The 22,627-nt window shown below is 28.2% G+C and carries 21 protein-coding genes; 19 read left to right on the plus strand and 2 right to left on the minus strand.

Annotated features, from left to right (window positions below):
- Nucleotides 1-7: 7 nt before the first annotated feature.
- The 5 genes from IC214_RS11075 to IC214_RS11095 all read left to right on the plus strand — a co-directional run bounded on the left by IC214_RS11075 (nucleotide 8) and on the right by IC214_RS11095 (nucleotide 5,554).
- On the plus strand, nucleotides 8-649 hold the full coding sequence (locus IC214_RS11075; RefSeq protein ID WP_227432485.1) for a thiamine diphosphokinase: 642 nt from the start codon (nucleotides 8-10) through the stop codon (nucleotides 647-649).
- 130 nt (nucleotides 650-779) lie between these two features.
- Complete coding sequence (locus IC214_RS11080; RefSeq protein ID WP_227824203.1) at nucleotides 780-1,409, plus strand: HAD family hydrolase; 630 nt, start codon at nucleotides 780-782, stop codon at nucleotides 1,407-1,409.
- A 56-nt stretch (nucleotides 1,410-1,465) separates the two neighbouring features.
- Nucleotides 1,466-2,122, plus strand: coding sequence for a nitroreductase family protein (locus IC214_RS11085; RefSeq protein WP_227866659.1), 657 nt, complete (start codon nucleotides 1,466-1,468; stop codon nucleotides 2,120-2,122).
- Nucleotides 2,123-2,523: 401 nt separating this feature from the next.
- Nucleotides 2,524-3,240 carry a response regulator transcription factor gene (locus IC214_RS11090; protein ID WP_227432488.1) on the plus strand — a complete coding sequence of 239 codons (717 nt, stop codon included), beginning with the start codon at nucleotides 2,524-2,526 and terminating at the stop codon, nucleotides 3,238-3,240.
- Entirely contained in the window at nucleotides 3,212-5,554 is a 2,343-nt protein-coding gene (locus tag IC214_RS11095; protein WP_227855380.1) for a sensor histidine kinase, read from the plus strand. Before IC214_RS11090 ends, IC214_RS11095 begins: the two co-directional genes overlap by 29 nt.
- 102 nt (nucleotides 5,555-5,656) lie before the next feature.
- Here the strand turns inward: IC214_RS11095 and IC214_RS11100 are convergent, their stop codons facing one another.
- On the minus strand, nucleotides 5,657-6,412 hold the full coding sequence (locus IC214_RS11100; protein ID WP_227866660.1) for a MerR family transcriptional regulator: 756 nt from the start codon (nucleotides 6,410-6,412) through the stop codon (nucleotides 5,657-5,659).
- A gap of 218 nt (nucleotides 6,413-6,630) precedes the next feature.
- Between IC214_RS11100 and IC214_RS11105 the strand changes: the two genes are divergently transcribed.
- Together IC214_RS11105 and IC214_RS11110 are read left to right on the plus strand one after the other, a co-directional pair.
- Nucleotides 6,631-7,107 carry an Rpn family recombination-promoting nuclease/putative transposase gene (locus IC214_RS11105; RefSeq protein WP_227432490.1) on the plus strand — a complete coding sequence of 159 codons (477 nt, stop codon included), beginning with the start codon at nucleotides 6,631-6,633 and terminating at the stop codon, nucleotides 7,105-7,107.
- A 97-nt stretch (nucleotides 7,108-7,204) separates the two neighbouring features.
- A complete protein-coding gene (locus IC214_RS11110; RefSeq protein ID WP_009893656.1) occupies nucleotides 7,205-7,357 on the plus strand; it encodes a hypothetical protein in 153 nt (50 codons plus the stop codon).
- Nucleotides 7,358-7,517: 160 nt separating this feature from the next.
- On the opposite strand, the gene rpmB is transcribed toward IC214_RS11110, so the two are convergent.
- Complete coding sequence (gene rpmB / locus IC214_RS11115) at nucleotides 7,518-7,706, minus strand: 50S ribosomal protein L28 (protein ID WP_003416297.1); 189 nt, start codon at nucleotides 7,704-7,706, stop codon at nucleotides 7,518-7,520.
- A gap of 359 nt (nucleotides 7,707-8,065) precedes the next feature.
- On the opposite strand from rpmB, the gene IC214_RS11120 reads away from it, so the two are divergent.
- From IC214_RS11120 to IC214_RS11175, 12 genes are all read left to right on the plus strand, one after another.
- Nucleotides 8,066-8,416 (plus strand): Asp23/Gls24 family envelope stress response protein, encoded by a 351-nt coding sequence (locus IC214_RS11120; RefSeq protein ID WP_227432491.1) that lies wholly within the window; start codon nucleotides 8,066-8,068, stop codon nucleotides 8,414-8,416.
- A gap of 18 nt (nucleotides 8,417-8,434) precedes the next feature.
- Entirely contained in the window at nucleotides 8,435-10,078 is a 1,644-nt protein-coding gene (locus tag IC214_RS11125) for a DAK2 domain-containing protein (protein ID WP_227432492.1), read from the plus strand.
- Nucleotides 10,079-10,158: 80 nt separating this feature from the next.
- The gene (gene recG / locus IC214_RS11130; protein WP_227432493.1) at nucleotides 10,159-12,216 is read left to right on the plus strand and encodes an ATP-dependent DNA helicase RecG; all 2,058 of its coding nucleotides are present in this window, start codon (nucleotides 10,159-10,161) and stop codon (nucleotides 12,214-12,216) included.
- 58 nt (nucleotides 12,217-12,274) lie between these two features.
- The gene (gene rsmD, locus IC214_RS11135; RefSeq protein ID WP_227432494.1) at nucleotides 12,275-12,829 is read left to right on the plus strand and encodes a 16S rRNA (guanine(966)-N(2))-methyltransferase RsmD; all 555 of its coding nucleotides are present in this window, start codon (nucleotides 12,275-12,277) and stop codon (nucleotides 12,827-12,829) included.
- 1 nt (nucleotide 12,830) lies between these two features.
- On the plus strand, nucleotides 12,831-13,328 hold the full coding sequence (gene coaD / locus IC214_RS11140; RefSeq protein ID WP_227432495.1) for a pantetheine-phosphate adenylyltransferase: 498 nt from the start codon (nucleotides 12,831-12,833) through the stop codon (nucleotides 13,326-13,328).
- 3 nt (nucleotides 13,329-13,331) lie between these two features.
- Nucleotides 13,332-13,856 (plus strand): hypothetical protein, encoded by a 525-nt coding sequence (locus IC214_RS11145; RefSeq protein WP_227432496.1) that lies wholly within the window; start codon nucleotides 13,332-13,334, stop codon nucleotides 13,854-13,856.
- A gap of 264 nt (nucleotides 13,857-14,120) precedes the next feature.
- A complete protein-coding gene (locus IC214_RS11150) occupies nucleotides 14,121-15,437 on the plus strand; it encodes an ABC transporter substrate-binding protein (protein ID WP_227845603.1) in 1,317 nt (438 codons plus the stop codon).
- 98 nt (nucleotides 15,438-15,535) lie between these two features.
- Nucleotides 15,536-16,453 (plus strand): carbohydrate ABC transporter permease, encoded by a 918-nt coding sequence (locus tag IC214_RS11155; RefSeq protein WP_227432497.1) that lies wholly within the window; start codon nucleotides 15,536-15,538, stop codon nucleotides 16,451-16,453.
- 15 nt (nucleotides 16,454-16,468) lie between these two features.
- A complete protein-coding gene (locus IC214_RS11160) occupies nucleotides 16,469-17,278 on the plus strand; it encodes a carbohydrate ABC transporter permease (protein WP_227851501.1) in 810 nt (269 codons plus the stop codon).
- A gap of 54 nt (nucleotides 17,279-17,332) precedes the next feature.
- Entirely contained in the window at nucleotides 17,333-19,081 is a 1,749-nt protein-coding gene (locus IC214_RS11165; protein WP_227432499.1) for a DUF4091 domain-containing protein, read from the plus strand.
- Nucleotides 19,082-19,342: 261 nt separating this feature from the next.
- Entirely contained in the window at nucleotides 19,343-20,314 is a 972-nt protein-coding gene (locus IC214_RS11170; protein WP_227866661.1) for a glycoside hydrolase family 5 protein, read from the plus strand.
- A 4-nt stretch (nucleotides 20,315-20,318) separates the two neighbouring features.
- Entirely contained in the window at nucleotides 20,319-22,622 is a 2,304-nt protein-coding gene (locus IC214_RS11175; RefSeq protein WP_227866662.1) for a glycosyltransferase, read from the plus strand.
- The last annotated feature ends 5 nt before the right edge of the window (nucleotides 22,623-22,627 follow it).

Below are 22,627 nucleotides of genomic sequence, written 5' to 3' on the forward strand. Positions count from 1 at the left end.
CTTAGGTATGAAAATCTGTATTGTTTTAAATGGTGAAATTGAAGATTATAAAATTACAAGAGATATTATACTTAAAGAATGTTATGACTGCATAATATGTGCAGATGGAGGAGCAAATCACACCTACAAAATGGATATAATACCAGATTATATTTTGGGAGATTTAGATTCAGTAGAAGAAGACAAGATAAATTTCTATAGAAATCAAGGTGTTAAATTTGAAAAATTTCCGTCTAAAAAGGATGAAACTGATACAGAACTATGTCTTTTTTTAGCTAAAACTCTTAAAGCTAACCATATTGATTTTTTTGGTGCTTTAGGTGGGAGAATTGACCATACCCTTGCAAATATAAAGCTATTATATTATTTAAAAGAAGATGGCATATATTCTAGGATACTCTCAGATAAAGAAGAGATGTATATAGTTGAAAATGAAGAATTTACCTTGTTTGGAAACAAAGGAGATACTATTTCTGTAATAGCTGTAAAAGGAGATGCTAAAGGAGTAACACTTACTGGCTTGGAATATCCTTTGGATGATTATTATATGAAGTATTCAGTACCTATTGGAATATCCAATGTTATGTTAGGGAATTCTTGTAAAATTAAAGTAGAGCAGGGATGTGTACTTGTAATTAGAAATTTATAAAAATGGACTTTAATAATTGATTTTATATTACAGAGCAGATACAATCAAGTAAAATATATTTATAATTGTATCTGCTTTTTAATATATAATTATAAATAAATAATAATTTTTGACGCAAGGGGGATTTTTTGTGATAGACAGTATTATTTTTGATTTAGATGGAACTCTATGGGATTCAACTGAAGGAGTATGTAAGGTATGGCAAGAGGTCTTAGATAAACGTGAGGATATAGGTTTAAATGTTACAGTAGAATTATTTAGAAGTGTTATGGGTCTTTCATTTGATGAAATAGCAAAGCGTTTCTTTCCAGATTTAGATGAAGAAGAAAGAATGAATATATTAGATGAATGTTCTGCAAGAGAATGTGATTACTTATCTGAATATGGAGGCAAATTATTTGAAGACATAGAAAATACTCTTGAAGAATTATCTAAAAAATATAAATTATTTATAGTAAGTAATTGTCAAAAAGGATATATAGAATCTTTTTTAAAAGCACATAAGCTAGAAAATTACTTTATAGATTTTGAGTGTCCTGGAAATACTGGATTGCATAAAGGTGAAAATAATAAACTCATAATTGATAGAAATAAACTAACTAATCCAATCTATATTGGAGATACTCAAGGGGATGCAAATAGTGCTAAATTTGCTGGGATTCCTTTTGTATATGCAAAATATGGTTTTGGAAATGTGGATGAGTATGATTATTCTATAGAGTCATTTAAAGATTTGTTAGAACATGATATATTAAAATAAGGGAAGTTTAAAGTTTGTTTTTAAATTAAAAAAATAATCTACAGGGGGACTTAAAAATGGAATTACAAGATACTATTTACAAAAGACAAAGTGTAAGAAAATTTAAAGAACAAGATGTTTTAGATGAAGATATTTTGAAAATGGTAAAAGCAGCAGGGGCAGCTCCATCAGGTAAAAACATTCAAAACTGGCATTTTGTAGTTATAAAGCGTCGTGATTTAATGGAAAAGATAGCAGATGTGATAACTAAAAAACAACAAGAAATACTTGTAGAGATGGACAAAGTATCAGTAGAAAAAGCTAATAGATTTAGAAAATTTGTGCCAAACTTTACTTTATTTTATTTAAAAGCTCCAGTTTTGGTATTAGTTTTTACAAAGGTATACAACCCATCAGGCTATTATGAGTTAGAACTTATAAATGCACCTAAAGAGATTATAGATAAGTTATTTATAAGAAATCCAGGCATGCAAAGTTTAGGAGCAGCAATTGAAAACTTTACATTATCAGCAATTGAACTTGGGTATGGTTCTTGTTGGTTGACAAGTCAAAACTATGCAGCAGATGAGATAGAATCTGTTTTAGAGGCAGAAACAGGGTTTGAAAAAGGCGAATACTTCTTAGGTGCAATGTTAGCACTTGGAGTACCAGAAGACAACTTAAGAAGTCCATCTAAAAAACCAGTGGAAGACATATGTACATTTATAAAATAAAAACAAGAATTTTTATAAAAAGTAAATAAACTAAAAATAAGTATGCAAAAACTAAAAAGTAGATTTTATTGATATTAAATTTATGTTTCAGGTTGTTGATTTAATTAATACAATAATGCCTACTTTTTTTGTGTATATTAAAACAAGTAAATTTAAATCTTTAGAAAATCTTTAGAAAAGTATATATAATATCTTAAGTTTTTAGCTTTAATATTAGATATATAAATAAAGTAAAACAGTATTGAAGTTAAATTAAAGGGAGGGTTCTAAAATGGACATCAAAGATAAATAATTAGAATAGACCACTATAAATTTATAAAAAAATGGAAAAACTTCTATCATATTGTATAATCATATATGTAAAGGTAGTTTATAAATTAATTGATATAAAGGAGATTAAAATGAATTCATATAATATTTTGGTGGTAGAAGATGAAAAGGAAATAGCAGATGCTATAGAAATATACCTTTTAAATCAAGGGTATAATGTTTTTAAAGGTTACAATGGATTGGAAGGTCTTAAAATTATAGAAAGCCAAGAAATACACTTAGCTATAGTTGATATAATGATGCCTCAAATGGATGGAATAACTCTTACAATGAAACTTAGAGAAAATCATAATTTTCCAGTGATAATGTTATCTGCAAAATCAGAAGAAGTTGATAAAATAATGGGGCTTAACATCGGAGCGGATGATTATGTAACAAAACCTTTTAAGCCATTAGAGTTATTGGCTAGAGTTAATTCGCAACTTAGAAGATATACTAAGTATCTAAATATGATAAAAAATAAAGAAGAAAGTTCAGAAAATAATGAAGGTATATTTGTAATAGGTGGATTAGAATTAAATGAAAATACAAAAGAAGTCAGTATTGATGGAAATTATATAAAAACAACTCCTATAGAATTTAAGATATTAAGTTTACTTATGAGAAATGCAGGAAGGGTTTTTTCTGCAGACGAAATATATGAAAGAGTTTGGAATGAAAATGCTGTAAACACAGATACAGTTATGGTACATGTTAGAAATATAAGGGAGAAGATAGAAATTGACCCAAAAAATCCAAAATATTTAAAGGTGGTGTGGGGTGTTGGATATAAAATCGAAAAAATTTAAGGAAAAATATATAATCAGTGTGATAGTCTTTATACTTATGTTATCAGCATCATTAGGTATGATTAGCCAATATTCGACTATACAGTCAGCTGCTAAAGGTGGAGCTAAAAATCCATTTGAGCAAGAAGGATTTGTAGATAGCATATATAAAGGAAGTTATGTTTTAGACCACAATATGAAAGAAGAACAAGAAGGTAAGATGATACAACCTTCGAAGCTTTTTTTAAGTGAAGAAACTATAAATTATATAAAAAATACTAGTAAAGAGAAAAGCGCATATGAAGGTTCAGAAACCTATTACACTGATGAGAGTATTAATGCAGATTTTAATGAAAAATTTGATGAATGGGAATCTTTTATTAATAATTCAAGTAAAAACTTAAAATACTATTTAGTTGATAAAGAAAATAACTTTGAGCTTTTTAATGAGAATAAAGAGTTAAAAGCACTGGATACAACAAAAAATGACACTTCAAAAGAGGAATCTGATAAAAAGCAGCCTCAAGAGACAACTATGAATGATGAGGAAAGACAAGAAAAGATTAAAAATATAAAAGCAAATTATAGGTTTTACCTTGTGATGAATTTTGATAAAGATGGAAAAGTAAATATTGTAGACTCTTATGGAGTAGACCAAAAGATTATCAGCCAAATGTTATTATCTAAATCTAAAGAAGATTTGATGGAGACAGATTTAGATGGAAATTCAATCTCATATAAATTATCTCCAATAAAAAATAAAACATTGGTATATGCGGTACCTAAAGTAATAAGCCAAGATAATTCATATAGCTCATATAATAATTATGGGATGATTTATAGTAGTGATGATATAAGTAGATATATAAATAATGTAGAGAATAATTCTTATTATAAAATTTCTGCAATGATTATAAAAATCATAATATCTATAGTTGTAATTGTAGCTGTAGCATTTCCATATAGAAAATCTAAAGAGTTATTAGGGTTTGAGATAATCACAAGAATACCGTTAGAGTTACTTTTTATTGCTATTGTTATTATACAGAGTATTGTAGCTTTATATCCTACTGATATAATAAGTAACACATTGAATGGAAATTATGTCGAGTATCTAATAAAAAATGATATAAGTGGTAAAATGGCAAATATATTAGTAAGCTCAATGAATTTAATTTATTGGTTTGTAATCTTCTCAATAATATTTGTATTTATAGTACTTTTAAAACATATTCTAAATGTTGGAATAAAAGAGTACTTTGTAAAAAATACTTTGACAGGGATGTTTCTAAAATGGTTTAAAAAATCAAGTAAAGTAGTTATTAATCAAGTTAGAATGACAAATTTAAAAGAAAAGCCAAATAAAACTATAGCTATAATTTTAGCAGTAAACTTATTAATTATAGTTATAATGTGTAGTATGTGGTTCTTTGGAATAATACTTGCATTAATTTACTCAATAGTTTTATTTAAGGTATTGTCAGATTACTCTAAGAAAACAATACGTGAATACAATCAACTTTTAGATGTTACAAAGAAAATTTCAGATGGAAATTTAGAAGCAAATATGGAAGATGATTTAGGGTTCTTTAATCCTATTAAAGATGAGCTTGGAAATATTCAATCTGGATTTAAAAAAGCTGTAGATGAAGAAGTTAAAAGTCAAAAAATGAAAACAGAGCTTATATCAAATGTGTCACATGACTTAAAAACACCTTTGACATCTATAATCACTTATATAGATTTACTAAAGGATGAAAATATAACAGATGAAAATCGTAAAATGTATATTGATACATTGGATAGAAAGTCACAAAGACTACAACACTTAATAGAAGATTTATTTGAAGTGAGTAAAGTAAATAGTGGAGATGTACACTTAAACATAGTAAATGTAGATATTATATCTCTAATGAAACAGACATTACTAGAATTAGATGATAAGATAGCAGAGTCATCACTGAAAATAAAAAATAATTTTTCTAGCGAAAAAATAATATTACCATTAGATAGTCAACGTACATTTAGAGTATTTGAGAATCTTATAATAAATATAAGTAAATATGCAATGCCAAATTCAAGAGTATATATTGATATTTTAGAAACAGATAGACAAGTAAATATCATGCTTAGAAACATGTCAGCAACTGAAATTGATTTTAGTGTAGATGATATTATGGAGAGATTTGTAAGAGGAGATAAGTCACGTAATACAGAAGGCTCTGGACTTGGTCTAGCAATAGCAAAAAGTTTTGTAGAGCTACAAGGTGGTAAAATGAAGATAGATATAGATGGAGATTTATTTAAAGTTACAATTACTTTTAATAAAAACTAAGTTAGATTTTTATCACAGATTATAGCTATATAATTTGAAAAATAAAATTTTTTAAGAGTGCTATTTTAAAGTAGCACTCTTTTTATTACTTTAAATTGATTATTATCTTGTATAGAATACTATGGAATCTCTTAGAAACTTTGCTAGTCCAGGCTGTTCTTTATCATAATATGATGTAAAACGTTCATCATCTACATACATCTGTGCTAAAGCGGCATGAGCTTCCTTAGAGTAGGCATTCCAAGTGTAACTCAACCATTTATGATGTAATCTCGCAACTTCTTGAGAAAGTTCATTAGATGCATCACCAGTTTTAAAAGCTTTTTTGAGTTTACTAATTATCTCAGTACTTAAATCTTGCCAGTCCTCATAATCTTTTTTAGACATATTTTTAAATTTTCTATTTGATTGATTGATTACATCTTCACCATATTTTTCCCTAATTTCAGTTCCATAATTTTTTTCATTTTCATCAATCATCTTTTCTTTAAAACCTTCAAATTTTTCTAAATCTGTCATAATATATTTTCCTTCCTTTAATGCTATAGTTTTAGTTACATTTTCTATCAGTAAGTCAATTTGTTTTCTTTTAGCTAGTAATTTGCTATGATGTTGTTTTAATGCACTTAGACTGTCAAAAGTTGGTGAATTTATAATGTTTTTTATATTTTCTAAGCTAATGCCTAACTCTCTATAAAAAAGTATTTGTTGTAGCTTATTAACTTCATTTTGACCATATATACGATAACCTGAGGAATTTATTTTAAGTGGCTTAAGAAGCTCGATTTCATCATAGTATCTAAGGGTTCTAGTACTTATACCAGCTATTTTACTTAATTTCTGAACTGTATATTCCATAAGTAATACCTCCTATAAATTAAATATACACTTTTACGCAACGTCAATGTCAATATATTAAAATATAAAAATTCATATCTTTTAATAAAAATATAAAAAAATATCTTTATTGGATATTTTAATCATAAGTGTCAATAATCACTAGTGAAAATTAAAAAATAAAATTTATAGATTATTTTTATCAAAAGATAGAGAATCTATAACCTGGGAGGAATTGTATGAATTTAAAAAGAAGCAAAGAAAAACGTGAAGAATATAGAAGGCTGTATTCAGATAAAGAAAGTTTTTTAAGTTTGATTCAAAATTTTACAAGCGTCTCAATAGCAAAGGAATTAACTCTTAAAAGTATAGAGTTAGAAACATCTTTTATATGTGAATATAAAGGAAAGGAAGTAGATATAATTTATAAAGTTTTTTCTAAAAATCGTAAAATTTCACACTATATAGTGTTGGAGTTTCAAACAGAAATGGATACTGAGATTGTACCAAGATTAAAATCATACAGAGAGCAAATTTGGAAAAGCTTTATAATGAAAAAGAGTCTTGAAGAAATAGAAAGCAAAGATTTTAAACTCCCAAAAGTTATACCAGTAGTTCTATATAGTGGACCTGAAAGGTTAAGTAAAAAAAGAGGTATTTTAGATATTATAGAATCTGCATCAGAAGATAGTAATAATTCCAGTATAAAAAATTAAAATTACATAATGTATTTATAGGTCTAAAATAGGAACTTATCGCATAAACTTAAATATGAAAATATTTGTAGATACAAGTTCTATGTGGAGGTGTTCCATGAGAAATAACAAGTCTAAGGTATTGCTAGGAATACTGTGTCTAGCAACAGGAATGGCAGTAATTTTATCTATGTTGCTTCCTGGCTGGATTTGGTCAGCACTTACCGCATTAATACTTATTGGATGTGGAGCATTATTATTTTTTTGTTAAAATAATTTTAACTATAAAGTGTGGGGTGAGTATTGATGAAAGTAGTAACAATAAAGTTACCAAAATGGATTTCAAACATAGTTTTAAAATTTATGAGAAAGAGTAAAAATGATTAAATTTAAAAAGCCTACTTTCGGAAGTAGGCTTTTAAACGTGGCTATTAAGCTCTTTCAATCTTACCAGAACGTAAACATCTAGTACAAACTTTTACTCTCTTAGGAGCTCCATCTATAATCGCTCTTACGCTTCTTAAATTAGCTGACCATGTTCTTTTATTATGTTTATTTGAGTGTGATACTTGGTTTCCAGAAACCTTACCTTTACCACATACGCTACATACTTTTGCCATCTACGCACACCTCCTTAAAATGATAACTATTTAAAGACTAAAAACATATTTATATTATCATAAATAACAAAAATTTGCAATAGAAATATATATTTGCCTTACATATATTGAAGAATTTCTCATTATCATATAAAATTATATATATAATTTTATATAAAGTAAATATATTTGAAAAATAATTATTATTTTTCTTTAAATATATAGACAGTACAAGAAATTTTATCCAAAAACTTTTCTAGGTTTAAATTATACCATATTTATAGTATGATATGATTATAATTTTATATAATAAATAAGTAAAAATAGTAAAAAATAAATTAAGAAACATTTTTAATAAAAAAAACTTAAGGGGGTCAACCATGAGTGCAAAGGTAATGAATCAATATGGAAGTATAGAAATAGATAATCAAGTAATAGCTCAAGTCACATATAGAGCTGCAATGGAAAGTTATGGTCTAGTAGGTTTAGCATCTAAATCTAAAGGAATAGTAGAATTATTAAAAGGTGAAAATGCTACTAAAGGTGTTAGAGTAGAAGAAGTAGAAGAAGATGCCATAGCAATAGAACTTTATGTTATAATACAATATGGTACAAATATATCTACAGTTGCAAATAACATAATAGATAGAGTTAAATATGTAGTTGAAAAGATGACTGGTGTAAGAGTCACTAAAATTGATATTAATGTACAAGGAATAAGAGTGAAGTAATTTTATAGGAGGAAAGAAATGATTCAGTATATAGATGGTAAAAGGTTAAGAGAGATGTTCATTTCAGGTGCAAACAATCTCCAAAACAATAAAGATTTAGTTGACAAATTAAATGTATTCCCTGTACCAGATGGAGATACAGGGACTAATATGTCCTTAACTATATCTTATGCCTTAAAAGAGTTAGCGAAAGTAGACAATGATAATATATCAGACATCGGAAAAGCACTATCTAAAGGTTCTTTAATGGGTGCAAGAGGAAACTCAGGAGTTATACTTTCACAAATAATTAGAGGTATAGCTAAGTCTATAGAGGGAAAAAGTAAATTATCAACAGATGATTTAGCAAAAGCTTTTAAAAATGGTTCTGATACAGCTTATAAAGCTGTAATAAAACCAATTGAAGGAACTATACTTACTGTAGTTAGAGAGAGCGGAGAGTTTGCAGTAAAAGCTGCTAAAAAAGAAAAAGATGTAGTAAAGTTTTTAAGTATGCTTGTAAAGGAATCAAATGCTTCACTAGAAAGAACTCCAGACCTTCTAAAAAATCTGAAGGATGCTGGTGTAGTTGATTCTGGAGGAAAAGGGCTTGTACTTATATATGAAGGTATGTTAGCTTCTATGAAAGGTAACAATATAGAAATAAAAAATACTAGCCTAGACACTAATATTGCAACAAATATAGACTTCCCAAAGAATAGTACTGGCACAGATGATATAAAATACTGTTATTGTACAGAATTTATACTAGAAAGTTCTAAAGTAGAAGATACGAAAATACGAGATATAATGATGGCTTATGGCGATAGTTTAGCAGTAGTTGGAGATGATGGAGTCATAAAGGTACATGTACACACTAATGACCCAGGAAACGTGCTTCAAGAAGCTCTAAAGTATGGTCAATTATTAACTATAAAAATAGAAAATATGAAGTTACAACATGAAAATACAATATTGGAAGTAGAAGAAAAAAAAGAAAATGATAGTGAGCCTTTAGAAGAAGAAAGAGAATTTGGATTCATAGCTACTTCGATGGGTGAAGGATTAGCAAATATATTTAAAGACTTTGGTGTTGACCATATAATAGAAGGTGGTCAAACTATGAATCCAAGTACTGAAGATTTTATGAATGCCATAAAGGATATAAATGCTAAAAATATATTTATTTTCCCAAATAACAGCAATATAATAATGGCTGCTAACCAAGCTAAAGAATTGAGTGATAAAAATATAATAGTTATACCTACAAAAAACACACCTCAAGGATTTGCTGCATTAGTAACATTTAATGGAGAATTAAGTGAAGATGAAAATGAAGAAGCTATGATGAATGCTTTAAATTCAGTTAAATCAGGTCAAGTAACTTTTGCTGTTAGGGATACAGTAATGAATGAAATTGATGTTAAAGAAGGTAATATAATTGGAATTGCAGAAGGTAAATTATTATCAGCAGGGGATTATGTAGATGAAGTAACATCAAATCTTATTGAAAAATTGGTTGATGAGGATACTGCTATAATAACTTTATTCTTTGGTGAAGATGTTACAGAATCTCAGGCAAATGAACTTCGTACTTCTTTAGAAGAAAAATTTGAAGATGTAGATGTGGAATTATATTATGGAGGACAACCTCTTTATTATTACTTAATTTCAGTTGAATAATGATTATAAGAACCTGTATGACCATGTAGCTTTTATAAAGTTGGTTGTACAGGATTTTTGTGTAGTAGGTGATATATTTGTTGGATTTATATAAAGATGTTCAATATGTTAAAGGGATAGGACCTAAAAAGGCATGTAAGCTAAATAAGCTGGGTATATTCACATTAAAAGATTTATTGTATTATTTTCCAAGGCAATTTGAAGATAGAAACAATCTTAAGAAAATAGCGCAGTTGGAGAATGATGAAAAAGCTACAATAAAAGCAGTAATATCAAATATAAATACATTTAGTCCAAAAGAAGGAATGACTTTAACAAAGATTGATGTAAAAGATGAAACTGGTTCGGCTAAACTAGTGTTTTTTAATAAAACTTATATAAAAAATACATTTAGACCTGGAGATTCAATATTAGTTTTTGGAAAAGTTAAGAAAAGATTTAATAACTTAGAACTTACATCGTGTGAATTAGAGTACCTTACTAATTCACCTAAAAATACATGTAGATTTATGCCAGTGTATCAACTTACATATGGTGTTACAAATAAAGAGATTATGAGCATAATTAAGACTGTACTTGAAGATAAGGAATTAATTATACAAGAATATATGCCACAAAGAATTATAGAAAAATATAGATTATGTAATATAGATTTTGCAGTTAGAAATATTCATTCACCAAGCAATAAGGAATCGTTAAAAATAGCTTTATATAGAATTGTATTTGAAGAATTACTTATATTACAGTTGGGACTGTTTGTATTTAAAAGTGGAAGAAATAAAGAAAACGGAATAAAATTTACAACAAGTGAAAGTTTAAAGAATATAATAAGTTCTTTACCATTTAAATTGACTAAAGCTCAGAATAGAGCATTAGATGAAATTATAAATGATATGAATTCTGATAAAATAATGAATAGATTAGTTCAAGGTGATGTAGGTAGTGGTAAAACAGTAGTTGCTCTCTTAGCACTTGCAAATTGTGTCTTAAATGGTTATCAAGGAGCTTTGATGGCACCTACAGAGATATTAGCAGGACAGCATTATATTTCACTTACTGAAACCTTAAAAGATTTTGGTATAAATGTAGGTCTATTAATAGGTAGTCTTACAAAAAAACAAAAAGATATGGTATTAGAACAAATTAAAAATAATGAAATTGATATATTGATAGGAACACATGCATTAATTGAAGATAAAGTTGAATTTAATAATATTGGTCTAGTTATAACAGATGAGCAGCATAGATTTGGAGTTATGCAAAGAAGTAGACTTTCATTAAAAGGAATAAATCCAGATATACTGGTAATGACAGCAACACCAATACCAAGAACATTAGCACTTATACTTTATGGAGATTTAGATATTTCTATTATAGATGAACTCCCACCAGGTAGACAGCCAATAGAAACACTTGCTATTGAAAAGAGCAAGAGAGATAGAGCTTACAATAACCTAGTAAGAAGAGAAGTTGAATCGGGAAGGCAAGTATATATTGTATGTCCACTAGTTGAAGAAAGTGAATCAATAGAAGCTAAGTCAGCTGTTGAATTAGTAGAGGAATTAAGAGCTGAATACTTCTCAGATTTAAGACTTGGACTTCTTCATGGGAAAATGAAATCAAGTGAAAAAGATGAAGTAATGAGTAACTTTAAGAATAAAGAAATAGATATTTTGGTTTCAACAACAGTTATAGAAGTTGGGGTCAATGTGCCAAATGCAACTCTAATGATAATAGAGAATGCTGAAAGGTTTGGACTTGCACAATTACATCAGCTTAGAGGTAGAGTTGGGAGAGGAAGCCATAAGTCATATTGTGTGCTAATTTACGACTCTAAAACAGATGTATGCAGGCAGAGAATGTCTATAATGGAAGAAACAAATGATGGGTTTAGAATTTCAGAAAAGGATTTAGAAATAAGAGGACCTGGAGAGTTTTTTGGGACCAGACAACATGGACTTCCAGAATTAAAAGTAGCAAATTTGTTTAAGCATATAAAAATATTAAAATTAGCACAGCAGGAAGCTCGATATATATTAGGTGAAGATAATAATCTACAATTGAAAGAGAATATTCCACTTAAAAAGGAAATTATAGATAAATTTAAAGATACATTGGAAGAAATTTCATTAAATTGATTTTAATTTATGTTAAAATATTATTGATGTAAGAATGTGCTGAAGGGAGATTGTCATATTGAGAGTAATTTCAGGAAAAGCAAGAGGATTAAAATTAAATACTCCAAAAAATGAAGATGTAAGGCCAACAACAGATAGAGTAAAAGAGTCTTTATTTAATATAATAAATTCATATATAATGGAAAGTGAAGTTCTAGATTTATTTGCTGGAACTGGTTCTTTAGGGATAGAGTGTTTGTCAAGAGGTGCCAAAGAATGTACTTTTGTAGATATTAGTAAAGAAAGTATAGAAATTGTTAAATCTAATATAAAAAAAGCAAGGGTTGAAAATGAGAGTTTTATTTTAAACCTTGATTTTAAAACTGCTATAGATAAGCTTAAGTTACAAAATAGTAAATTTGACATAATTTTTATGGACCCTCCTTATTATAAAAATATGTTTATAGAAGCTATTGAAAAAATTGATAATTCCAATTTATTGAATGAAGATGGAATAATAGTTGTAGAACATGATACTAATGATTTATTTCCAGATAAAATATGTAAGTTAGAAAAAACTAAAGATAAAAAATATGGAAATACTACATTAACTTTTTATAAGATGGAGGCATAAAATGGAAAATAAACCTAGAAAAGCTATATTTGCAGGAAGCTTTGACCCAATCACTAATGGACATTTAGATATTATTTGCAGGGCTTCGAAGTTATTTGACGAATTACAAATAGGAGTCCTAAATAATCCTAATAAAAAAGGTCTATTTAGCTTTGATGAAAGAGTAGAACTTATAAAAAAAAGTACAAGCCATCTAGAGAATATAAAAGTTGTAACTTTTGATGGGCTATTAATAAGTTACTGTCAAGAAAATGGAATTGGAGCATTAGTTAGAGGTGTAAGAAGTGGTGCAGATGTTGATTATGAGCTTCAAATGGCTCATATGAATAGAGAGCTTAATCCAGATATAGAGACTATAATTTTACCAAGTTGTACAAAATATTCATTTATAAGTTCATCTTTAATAAAAGAGGTTTTGCTCTTTGATGCTGATATAAAAAATTTGGTTCCAAAAATTGTTTTGGAAGAATTAAAGAAAAAAACTACTGGGGGTAATTGATATATGAAGATAGATTTAGAAATGATTGAACTATTTGATCAGTTAGAGGAGATATTTAGAAGTGCTTCTACAATTCCGTTTTCTCATAAATGCACTGTAGATAAGGATGAAGTTTTAGCAATAGTTAATGATATAAGAACTTTAATACCAGAGGAAGTAACACAGGCAGTCTGGATAAATAAAGAAAGAAATAAAATAATAAGCCAAGCTAAACAAGATGCTACAAACATAGTTGAACAAGCACAAAAAGAAGCTGAAAGAATACAGCAAGAATATCAAGAAAATATAGAAGAATTAAAGAAAAATTCTGAAGATGTAGTAAAAGCCTATGTAGAGTCAAGTGAACCTGTTGTTCAAGCAGACCAAAGAGCTAAGGATATAGTTGATAGGGCTGAAAGAATAGCCAATGAGATAAGAATTGGTTCAATTGAATATGCAGAAGATGTGCTTTCTAGTGTTGAGTATAATTTAAAAGAAATATTAGAAGAAATAAAAAGAGATAAAGCTGAACTTAGACCTAAAAAATAAACTTTTTTAAGTAGATGAAAACAGACCATATAATTATATGGTCTATTTTTTGTGTTGTAATTTAATAAAAGAGATTTTAAAATTAAAAATTTTACTAAAAGATTCTAGTTTATTTTAACTATATTGATTGCCATAAAAAATAAAATTAAAAATGGCACTATAGAAAAAAACTATAATAAAAAAAAATATATAGAAAAAACTGATTAGACAAGAAATACATGCTTTGATAATATTTTAAATGGAGTAAAATTATGTAGAATTACAATGAAAAAAGAAAAACCAAACAAGATGGAGGGAATTAAGGTGAGTATGTTGAAAAAATTGTGTTCACTAGCTATGGTGGCAATTATGACTACAACACTTATAACAGGGTGTTCAAGTGGTAGTGGAAAAGATGCAAAAAAGGATGGGGAAAAAGAAAAGCTAGTTCTTTGGATGCCACCAGTAGAAGATAATATGAAGGAAGTTTGGGACCCTATTTTAGATAAATTTGAGGAAAAAAATAACTGTGAAGTAGATTTACAGATAATTCCTTGGGAAAATTATTCAGAAAAATTTGCAACAGCCATAAGTGCTGATGAAGGCCCTGATGTTGGATATATGTATGCAGAAATGTATCCTCAGTTTATACAAAGTGGAGCAGTAGAAGATTTAACTGACTATGCAACTAAAGAGGATAAAGAACAATCTATTTACATAAAAACATCTGAAATGATGGGTGGAATGTATGGAATGCCATTCCAAGCAGCAAATCCAGGTGTATTATACTACAACAAAGATATTCTAGATAAAATAGGAGAAAAACCTCCTAAAACATGGGAAGATTTTAAAAGAATCTGCCAAAAAGCAACAAAGGATACTGATGGCGATGGAAAAATAGACCAATGGGGATTAGCTCAAGGATGGGGAGCTAAAACTTTTGGTAACATGAACTGGAACTGGTATCCATATTTATGGCAAGCTGGTGGAGATATATTTAATGATGATTTAAAATCAGTTAAATTTAATGATAAGAGTGGTTTAGAAGCAGCTAATTTCTTAAAAGAATTACAAGCATATGTACCTGAAGATTCTTTATCTAAAGATAGCAATGAAATGATAGAAAGTGTATTTGGACCAGGGAAAGCAGCCTTTACTATAATGTTGTCTTCTGCTGCAACAAGTGTATTTGATAAGTCATTCCCAGATTTAAATTGGGGATTTGTGACTGGTTTAGAAGACAAGAAAGCTGCAACTTTTGGAGCAGTAGACCATTTATCTTTAATGTCATCAGCAAAAGATAAAAAACTTGCATATAAATTAATACAACATATGTTAAGTGTTGAATCAATGACAGAATTCCATAAAGCGATACCAAGAGCACCAATAACAAAAGGTGAACCATATCAAGGTGATGAAAGATTTAAAGCAATGGTTGAAAATGATAAGGATGTATATAGACCATTGGTAGTAGGACCACATGGTGTTGAAATATATGAATATTTATGGAAAGAACTTCAAACTATGATTTCAGGAGATAAAACTCCAAAACAAGCGTTAGATGATGCTGCAAAATATTCAAATGATTTATTAGCACAATAAAAGTTTAAGGCTGTAAGATGTTATAAAATACTTTACAGATTAAAATTAGCATTGTATTTATAAGTACAATGCTAATATTTATATTGGAGAGGATAAAAATGAATAACTTAGTTAGAGAGTTTGAAGAAAATTCAACAAGAAAAAAATTAAAATTAAATATTAAACCATATATATACATATTACCATTGGGCATAATTTTAGTGGCATTTTATGTATTACCAATAATAATGTCAATATACTTTAGTTTTACAAAGTACAATATTATTAGTCCAGCAACATTTATAGGCTTAGAAAATTATAAAAAATTATTTACAGATGAGACATTAAAAGTATCTATTATAAATACGATTAAATTTGCTATTATAGTAGTACCTTGCCAGACTATTTTATCGTTGATTTTGGCAGTTTGGATTACAGGAAAAGGAAATAGTAAAATAGCTTCATTTGCTAAAGGAGCTATATTTATACCTGTATTGTCGTCTATGGTTTTGATTGGTATGGTATGGAGAGCTTTATTAAATGGAGAAGGTTCAATTATATATCAATTGTTAGGTGCTTTTGGAATAGAATCATCTAAACTTTTGGGAGATAGTAAAACAGCACTCCCTACGCTTATGTTTATATCTATGTGGAAAAATATAGGATATTTTATGGTAATTTATATTTCAGCTATAATGAATTTACCAAAACATTGTTATGAGGTAGCAAAGGTTGATGGAGCTACAAAACTTCAAGAATTTATGAAAATAACAGTTCCACTACTAAAGCCAACTACAATAATGGTTGTGTTTTTAGGAACAATATGGTCGTTACAAGTATTTGACTTGGTTTATACTGTGACAGGTGGAGGTCCAGGGATATCTACTATGAGTATAGTTATGCATGCATTTAACTTAAACTTTAAAAACTTCAATTCTGGATATGCAATGACTGTAGCAAATGTATTATTTTTGTTGATAGCAGTAGTTTCAATTTTACAAAATAAACTTGTAAAACGAGACAGTTCAGATTTTTAGAAAGGTAGGTATAATATGAAAACAACAAAGAGATTATTGAGTGATGGGTTGCTATTATTTATAGCATGTACAAGCTTAGTACCATTTATATACATGTTGATAATATCATTAAAGGTAACATATAATTCATACAATTTGGATATATCTTTTTCAACAGTAACACTTCAAAACTATATAGATATATTTACTAAAAAAGGATTTACGCAATATTTTTTAAACACAGCCATAGTATCTTTTTCAGGAGTACTGTTAAACTTAGTATTTAGTACATTAGCAGGGTATTCTTTTGCGAAGATGGATTTTAAAGGTAGTGATAAGTTATTTTTATTTATGATAATGACTTTAATTATACCATCTCAAGTTACAATGATACCACTTTATATAATAATGAAACACTTAGGATGGATAAATAGTTATTTGGCTCTTATTATGCCAATACCAACTGCATTTGGTGTATTTATAATGAGACAAGCTATTTTAGGAGTACCAAAAGAACTCTTAGAATCAGCAAAAATAGATGGTTGTTCAGACATTAGAATTTTAGTACAAATAGTGTTACCTCTAATCAAACCAGCATTAATTACACTAGCTATATTTACTTTCATGGGAGCATGGAATGAGTTTATGTGGCCTCTTATAGCAACAACTAAAGATGCAATGAGGACATTAACAGTAGGGTTATCCACTCTTAAGACATTCCAGATAACAAATTATGGACAAATGATGGCAGGAGCAACAATAACATTTTTACCTCCATTTATTTTCTATTTAATTTTACAAAGTAAATTTGTTGAGGGTGTATCTTTATCTGGTATAAAAGGTTAAATAGTCTAATTTAAAAATACAAAATAAAACTATAGATGCGGAGGAAATCAAAACATGGAAATTTCATATATATTGAAAGATTGCACATTTAAACACAATAAATACTCAGTTATAGAAGCTGAAACTTGGGAACATAAGGATTTAAATATTGTAGTAGCTAAAGGTGAAAAATTTGCATTTCAAATTATGCTGAAAGCTACAGAAGAATTTAATTGCACAATTGATGGTAGTAGTGCTATATCATGGAAAGGCTTGGGAAATAGAGTAAGATTAGGTCTAAATGTGCCTGATGGATTAGAAAATAATTTTAGTATAAATATATTAGGGTACGTTCAAGATGATACAAAAGCATTTGTAAATGATGCTATTTTGAGAGATAAAGATGTACTAGTGGAACAATATTTGCCTCAAACGTTTTGGATTGAAGGGCAAGTACCTGAGGATTTTTTAGGAAATAAGTTTAATATAAGTATTGATATATTCAAAAGTTTTGGTTATGAAGATGAAGAAAAAGTTTTTACAGTTGATGTGCCTATAGAAGTAAAAAATGTTGTGTTAAAGCCTTTGGACGAAAGTAAATTCTTTTTAGATTTATGGCAACATCCAAGTTGTCTAGCTAGAATGTATAAAGTTGAATTGTGGTCTGATATACATTTTGAGATAATAGATAATTATCTCAAAGAACTAGCATCTTTAGGAGAAAAAGTTGCAACAGTTATAGTTTCAGATTATCCATGGGCAGGTCAAAGTTGTTATAAAGTCTATAAAAATCCATCAAACTTATATGAATACAACATGGTAGGTGTCTCAAAAGATTTAGATGGAAATATCAAGTGTAATTTTGAAAGCATGGACAAGTATATAAGTATAGCTAGTAAGTACAAAATGGCTCAGGAGATAGATTTATTTGGTCTGTTAGGTAATTGGTGTGCTGGAGAGTTTGGAAACCCTATAGAGGGCTATAAAGACCCTATAAGAGTAAGATACTTTGATGAAAAAGACAAAGTGTTTAAATTCATAAATAATACAGATGATTTAAAAGAGTATATAGGATTAGTATTAAATCATTTAATAGAATGTGGTCTATGGGATAGCATCAGAATTATAGCCGATGAACCAAATAATCCAGAGGTTGTAAAAGAGTGTATCAAATTTATAAACTCTACTGTAAGTACTCATCAAGTTAAATATAAATCAGCAACTCATGACCAAAACTTTTTAGATAGAGCTAAAGATGAAGTTGATGACATGTCAATAAATTTAAAACTTACTATTCAAAATTATAAAGATATAGAAAATCTAAAGAAAAAAATGCATGATAAAGGTGGAATATTGACTTGGTTTGTTTGCTGTTTCCCAGAAAAACCAAATAGTTTTATAAGTTCTCCTTTTGTAGAAAATAGAATAATAGGGTGGTACACTTATTATTTTGGTCTTGATGGATTTTTAAGATGGGATTATAATTTATGGACAGAAGACCCTTGGAAAGACGCAAGTTACAAATTCCCTATTTGGAAAGCTGGAGATATGTTCTTTGTTTATCCTGGAAAAGATTTAAAGCCTGTTAGAAGTGTTAGAATGGAAAACTTAAGATTTGGCATACAAGATTTTGAGTTATTTACTATGTTAGAAAAAGAAAAGGGAAGAGAATATATAGAAGTTGAGCTTATGCAAACTCTATTAAATAAAAAAGAAAATGCTGAAATTAAAGGTTTCGGAAATATAGAGCTTGGATATTCACTAGATAATTTTGGATATGATAAGGTCAAAAAACAAGTTTTAGATTTGTTAGATAAGTTATAAAAAATATAAGGCATTATATCGAGAAATAATCAAAGTTATTTTAAGATATACTGCCTTATATTTTTTTTAAAGTATATTTAGAATAAAATTTATAAAGAAGCATAATTAGAGATAACATGATATAATTTAATTTGTTATAATAGGGTACTAATGATATTAAAGCTTCTATAGATAGACTAAAACTAGTAAAGTAATATTATACAAAAAATAAGTTAGGGGGAGAGGAACATAAAAAGAATAGGTATTAGTATAACAGCCTTTTTGAGTATAGCTTTTATTGGATTTTATTTTATAATAAGAGGAGATAGCGATAAAGTTACAATGCAACGAGGAATAAACATAGGTAATGCGTTAGAATCACCAAAAAATTTTCCTTGGGATGTTAAAATGTCAAATAAGTATTTTGATGATATAAAAATGGCAGGTTTTGATACAGTTCGTATACCAGTAAGATTTTCTGATTACACCTCAGATTCTAATGATTATAAAATTGATGAAGAATTCTTCAAAAAGATTGATGGGCATATAAAGTATGCTTTGGATAAAGAGTTAGTAGTTGTGTTAGATTTACATCACTTTGAAGACATTATGAAAGAACCACAAACTAATAAAGAGAAGTTTTTAAAAATATGGCAACAAATAGCTAATAGATATCAAAAATATGATAAAAAATTGGTTTTTGAATTATTAAATGAGCCTAAAGAAAGCCTATCTCCACAGTTACTAAATGAATACTTTAAAGAAGCTATAAATATAATTAGAAAAACTAATCCTAAAAGGACAATTATAGTGGGTCCATACAATTACTACCAAATTGATTATTTAAAGGATTTAAATATTCCTAAAAATTCTAATATAGTAGTTTCATTTCACTATTATGAACCAAATGATTTTGCATTCCAAGGAAATATCTATCATAAAGGGTTTGAGAACTTAAGTAATATTACTTGGGAAGGAACAAATGAACAACTTGAGTATCTAAAGAAAAGATTTGATACAGTAGAGAAATGGGCTAATAAAAATAATGTAAAAGTTTTATTGGGAGAGTTTGGAATAACAAAAGAGGCACCAGAAGCTTCAAGAGTAGTTTGGATAAAAGCAGTAAGAGAAGAGGCTGAAAAACGAAATTTTTCATGGGCTTACTGGGAACTTGCCTCTGGATTTGGAATATATAATCAAGTTGAAGGTACTTGGGATGAAGATATATTGAATGCACTAGTAGGAAAGAGGTGATTTGATGAAGAAAAATTCAAAAAAGGTACTTATAACCTTAACTATTATTACTAATATTATATATGTATTGTGGAGAATTTTTTATACAATACCTAAAGAAGAAGGGATGTTTGCATTAATTTGTGCGATAATACTACTTTCAGTGGAGTTAATAGGGATGATGGAAATGTTTGTACATTATTATGGAATGTCTAATATTGAGTATCCTGAAAAGCCAATTATAAGTGAAGAACTTTATCCACCTGTGGATGTATTTATTGCAACATATAATGAGTCTGTTGACTTGGTAAGAAAAACAATAAATGGATGTCTTCATATGCAATATCCTGATAAGAAAAAGGTACATATATATATATGTGATGATGGTAATCGTGAAGAAATACGTCTTCTGTCAGAAAAAATGGGTGTCAATTATATAACTCGAACAGAAAGAGAAGGAGCCAAAGCTGGAAACCTAAATAATGCAATGCAGCATACAAACTCTCCTTTGATTGCTACATTTGATGCAGATATGATACCAATGCATGATTTTTTAATTGATACAGTACCATACTTTTTAAAAAATGAACAGGCTAAAAAAGATGGAGAAAAAGAACAATACGAAAAGATTGGTTTTGTGCAAACACCACAAAGTTTCTATAATCCAGATTTATTTCAATTTAATTTACACTCTGAAGGTAGAATTCCAAATGAACAAGATTATTTTTATAGAGATATTCAATTAGCTAGAAATAAAACCAATTCTGTAATTTATGGTGGTAGTAATACAGTTATTTCAAGAGAAGCTTTAGATGAAGTTGGAGGATTTTATACTTTTTCTATCACAGAAGATTTTGCAACAGGTATTTTAATTCAAAGTAAAGGATATAGATGCTATGCTATTCCAGAAGTACATGCATCAGGATTATCTCCAATAGATTTAAAAAGCCTTATTAAACAACGTGAAAGATGGGCACGTGGATGCATACAGACAGGTAGACGATTGAATATTTTGTTTAGAAAAGGTTTAGGATTTTGGCAGAAAATAAGTTATATTTCTTCAATTACTTATTGGTATGCAAGTATAAAACGCTTTACTTATATAATGGCTCCCATTTTATTTTCAGTCTTTAATGTAATTGTTGTAAAATGCACATTACTTCAAGTATTGATATTTTGGTTACCTATGTATATTTTAAGTAGTTTATCCCTTAAAATATTTTCTCAAAATATAAGAAACACAAGATGGACTAATATATATGAAACTATAATGTTTCAGTCTTTAATGCCAGCAGTAATACTTGAAACATTTGCAATATCTAAGAATAAATTTTCAGTAACCAATAAGAGTAAAGCAGAAGAAAAAAGAATATATAAGGTTTTGCAAGGAGCACCATATTTTATATACATAGTGCTATCTATAATAGGAATCTTAAAGATGTTTATATCAATATTTAAAATGAATTCAATGACATACTCAGTCGTACTGTTTTGGTTAATTGGAAATCTTTTTAATCTTATTATGGCCATGCTGTTTATATCAGGAAGACAACAATTAAGAAAATCTGAGCGTTATGTTGCTGAAATTGATTTTAAACTAAAGCAAAATTCGTACATTCTTTCTTCAAAAACAATTGATATATCAGAAAATGGATTTGCGTTTTTGTTGGAAAATCCAGAGTATATTTCTCCAGAAGAATTTGAGGTAGAGTTTAAAGAAAAATCAGGAAATGAAATATATATAGCTAGTATGAAGGCAAAGATAGTTAATGTTGTGGAAATAAACTCAAAGTGGAAGTATGCATGTTACATTACACACATTGAAGATAATCAATTTGATAATTGGATGTGTATTGTTCATGATAGGGTGCCGACTTTGCCAATGACAATATCTAATCAATTAGGTTTTTTTGATGACTTGCAAATTAATGTAAAAAAACGTATTGAAAAATCTAAAACTTTATCGAGAAGAAGTCCAAGAATTAATACAGATTTCCAAAGTGATATAGAACATATAGGTAAGGTAAAACTGGTAAATTTTAATTATCAGTATGTATTACTAGGTTTTGAAAATAAAGATATTTATCCTCAAAAAATAGAAATAGAACTTAATGAAAATATTATACTTGAGTGTGATTTATGTGAAGGTAAAGCTGATATGAGGGGTGTTTTATACAAAGTAAATAATATTGATAGTATAATGCAAGATTTATTTTTAAGAGAGGAAATGATGGAGTGGATATTACAACATAAAACAATTATAATTTCAAAACCTAATGAAAAGAAAGACGAATGCACAGATGAGTTTGAGCCAATGAAATATATTTAGGAGAG

The sequence above is a fragment of the Clostridioides sp. ES-S-0190-01 genome, from assembly GCF_020658275.1.
Lineage (GTDB): Bacteria > Bacillota > Clostridia > Peptostreptococcales > Peptostreptococcaceae > Clostridioides.

Excerpts from the sequence above, each read along its gene's own strand:
- rpmB (WP_003416297.1), bottom strand. The coding sequence starts at position 7,706 with ATGGCAAAAGTATGTAGCGTATGTGGTAAAGGTAAGGTTTCTGGAAAC.
- IC214_RS11145 (WP_227432496.1), top strand. The coding sequence starts at position 13,332 with ATGAAGATAGATTTAGAAATGATTGAACTATTTGATCAGTTAGAGGAG.
- IC214_RS11090 (WP_227432488.1), top strand. The coding sequence starts at position 2,524 with ATGAATTCATATAATATTTTGGTGGTAGAAGATGAAAAGGAAATAGCA.
- IC214_RS11105 (WP_227432490.1), top strand. The coding sequence starts at position 6,631 with ATGAATTTAAAAAGAAGCAAAGAAAAACGTGAAGAATATAGAAGGCTG.
- IC214_RS11165 (WP_227432499.1), top strand. The coding sequence starts at position 17,333 with ATGGAAATTTCATATATATTGAAAGATTGCACATTTAAACACAATAAA.
- IC214_RS11155 (WP_227432497.1), top strand. The coding sequence starts at position 15,536 with ATGAATAACTTAGTTAGAGAGTTTGAAGAAAATTCAACAAGAAAAAAA.
- IC214_RS11150 (WP_227845603.1), top strand. The coding sequence starts at position 14,121 with ATGAAAAAAGAAAAACCAAACAAGATGGAGGGAATTAAGGTGAGTATG.
- IC214_RS11085 (WP_227866659.1), top strand. The coding sequence starts at position 1,466 with ATGGAATTACAAGATACTATTTACAAAAGACAAAGTGTAAGAAAATTT.
- IC214_RS11175 (WP_227866662.1), top strand. The coding sequence starts at position 20,319 with ATGAAGAAAAATTCAAAAAAGGTACTTATAACCTTAACTATTATTACT.
- IC214_RS11160 (WP_227851501.1), top strand. The coding sequence starts at position 16,469 with ATGAAAACAACAAAGAGATTATTGAGTGATGGGTTGCTATTATTTATA.
- IC214_RS11110 (WP_009893656.1), top strand. The coding sequence starts at position 7,205 with ATGAGAAATAACAAGTCTAAGGTATTGCTAGGAATACTGTGTCTAGCA.
- IC214_RS11100 (WP_227866660.1), bottom strand. The coding sequence starts at position 6,412 with ATGGAATATACAGTTCAGAAATTAAGTAAAATAGCTGGTATAAGTACT.
- IC214_RS11120 (WP_227432491.1), top strand. The coding sequence starts at position 8,066 with ATGAGTGCAAAGGTAATGAATCAATATGGAAGTATAGAAATAGATAAT.
- IC214_RS11125 (WP_227432492.1), top strand. The coding sequence starts at position 8,435 with ATGATTCAGTATATAGATGGTAAAAGGTTAAGAGAGATGTTCATTTCA.
- coaD (WP_227432495.1), top strand. The coding sequence starts at position 12,831 with ATGGAAAATAAACCTAGAAAAGCTATATTTGCAGGAAGCTTTGACCCA.
- IC214_RS11075 (WP_227432485.1), top strand. The coding sequence starts at position 8 with ATGAAAATCTGTATTGTTTTAAATGGTGAAATTGAAGATTATAAAATT.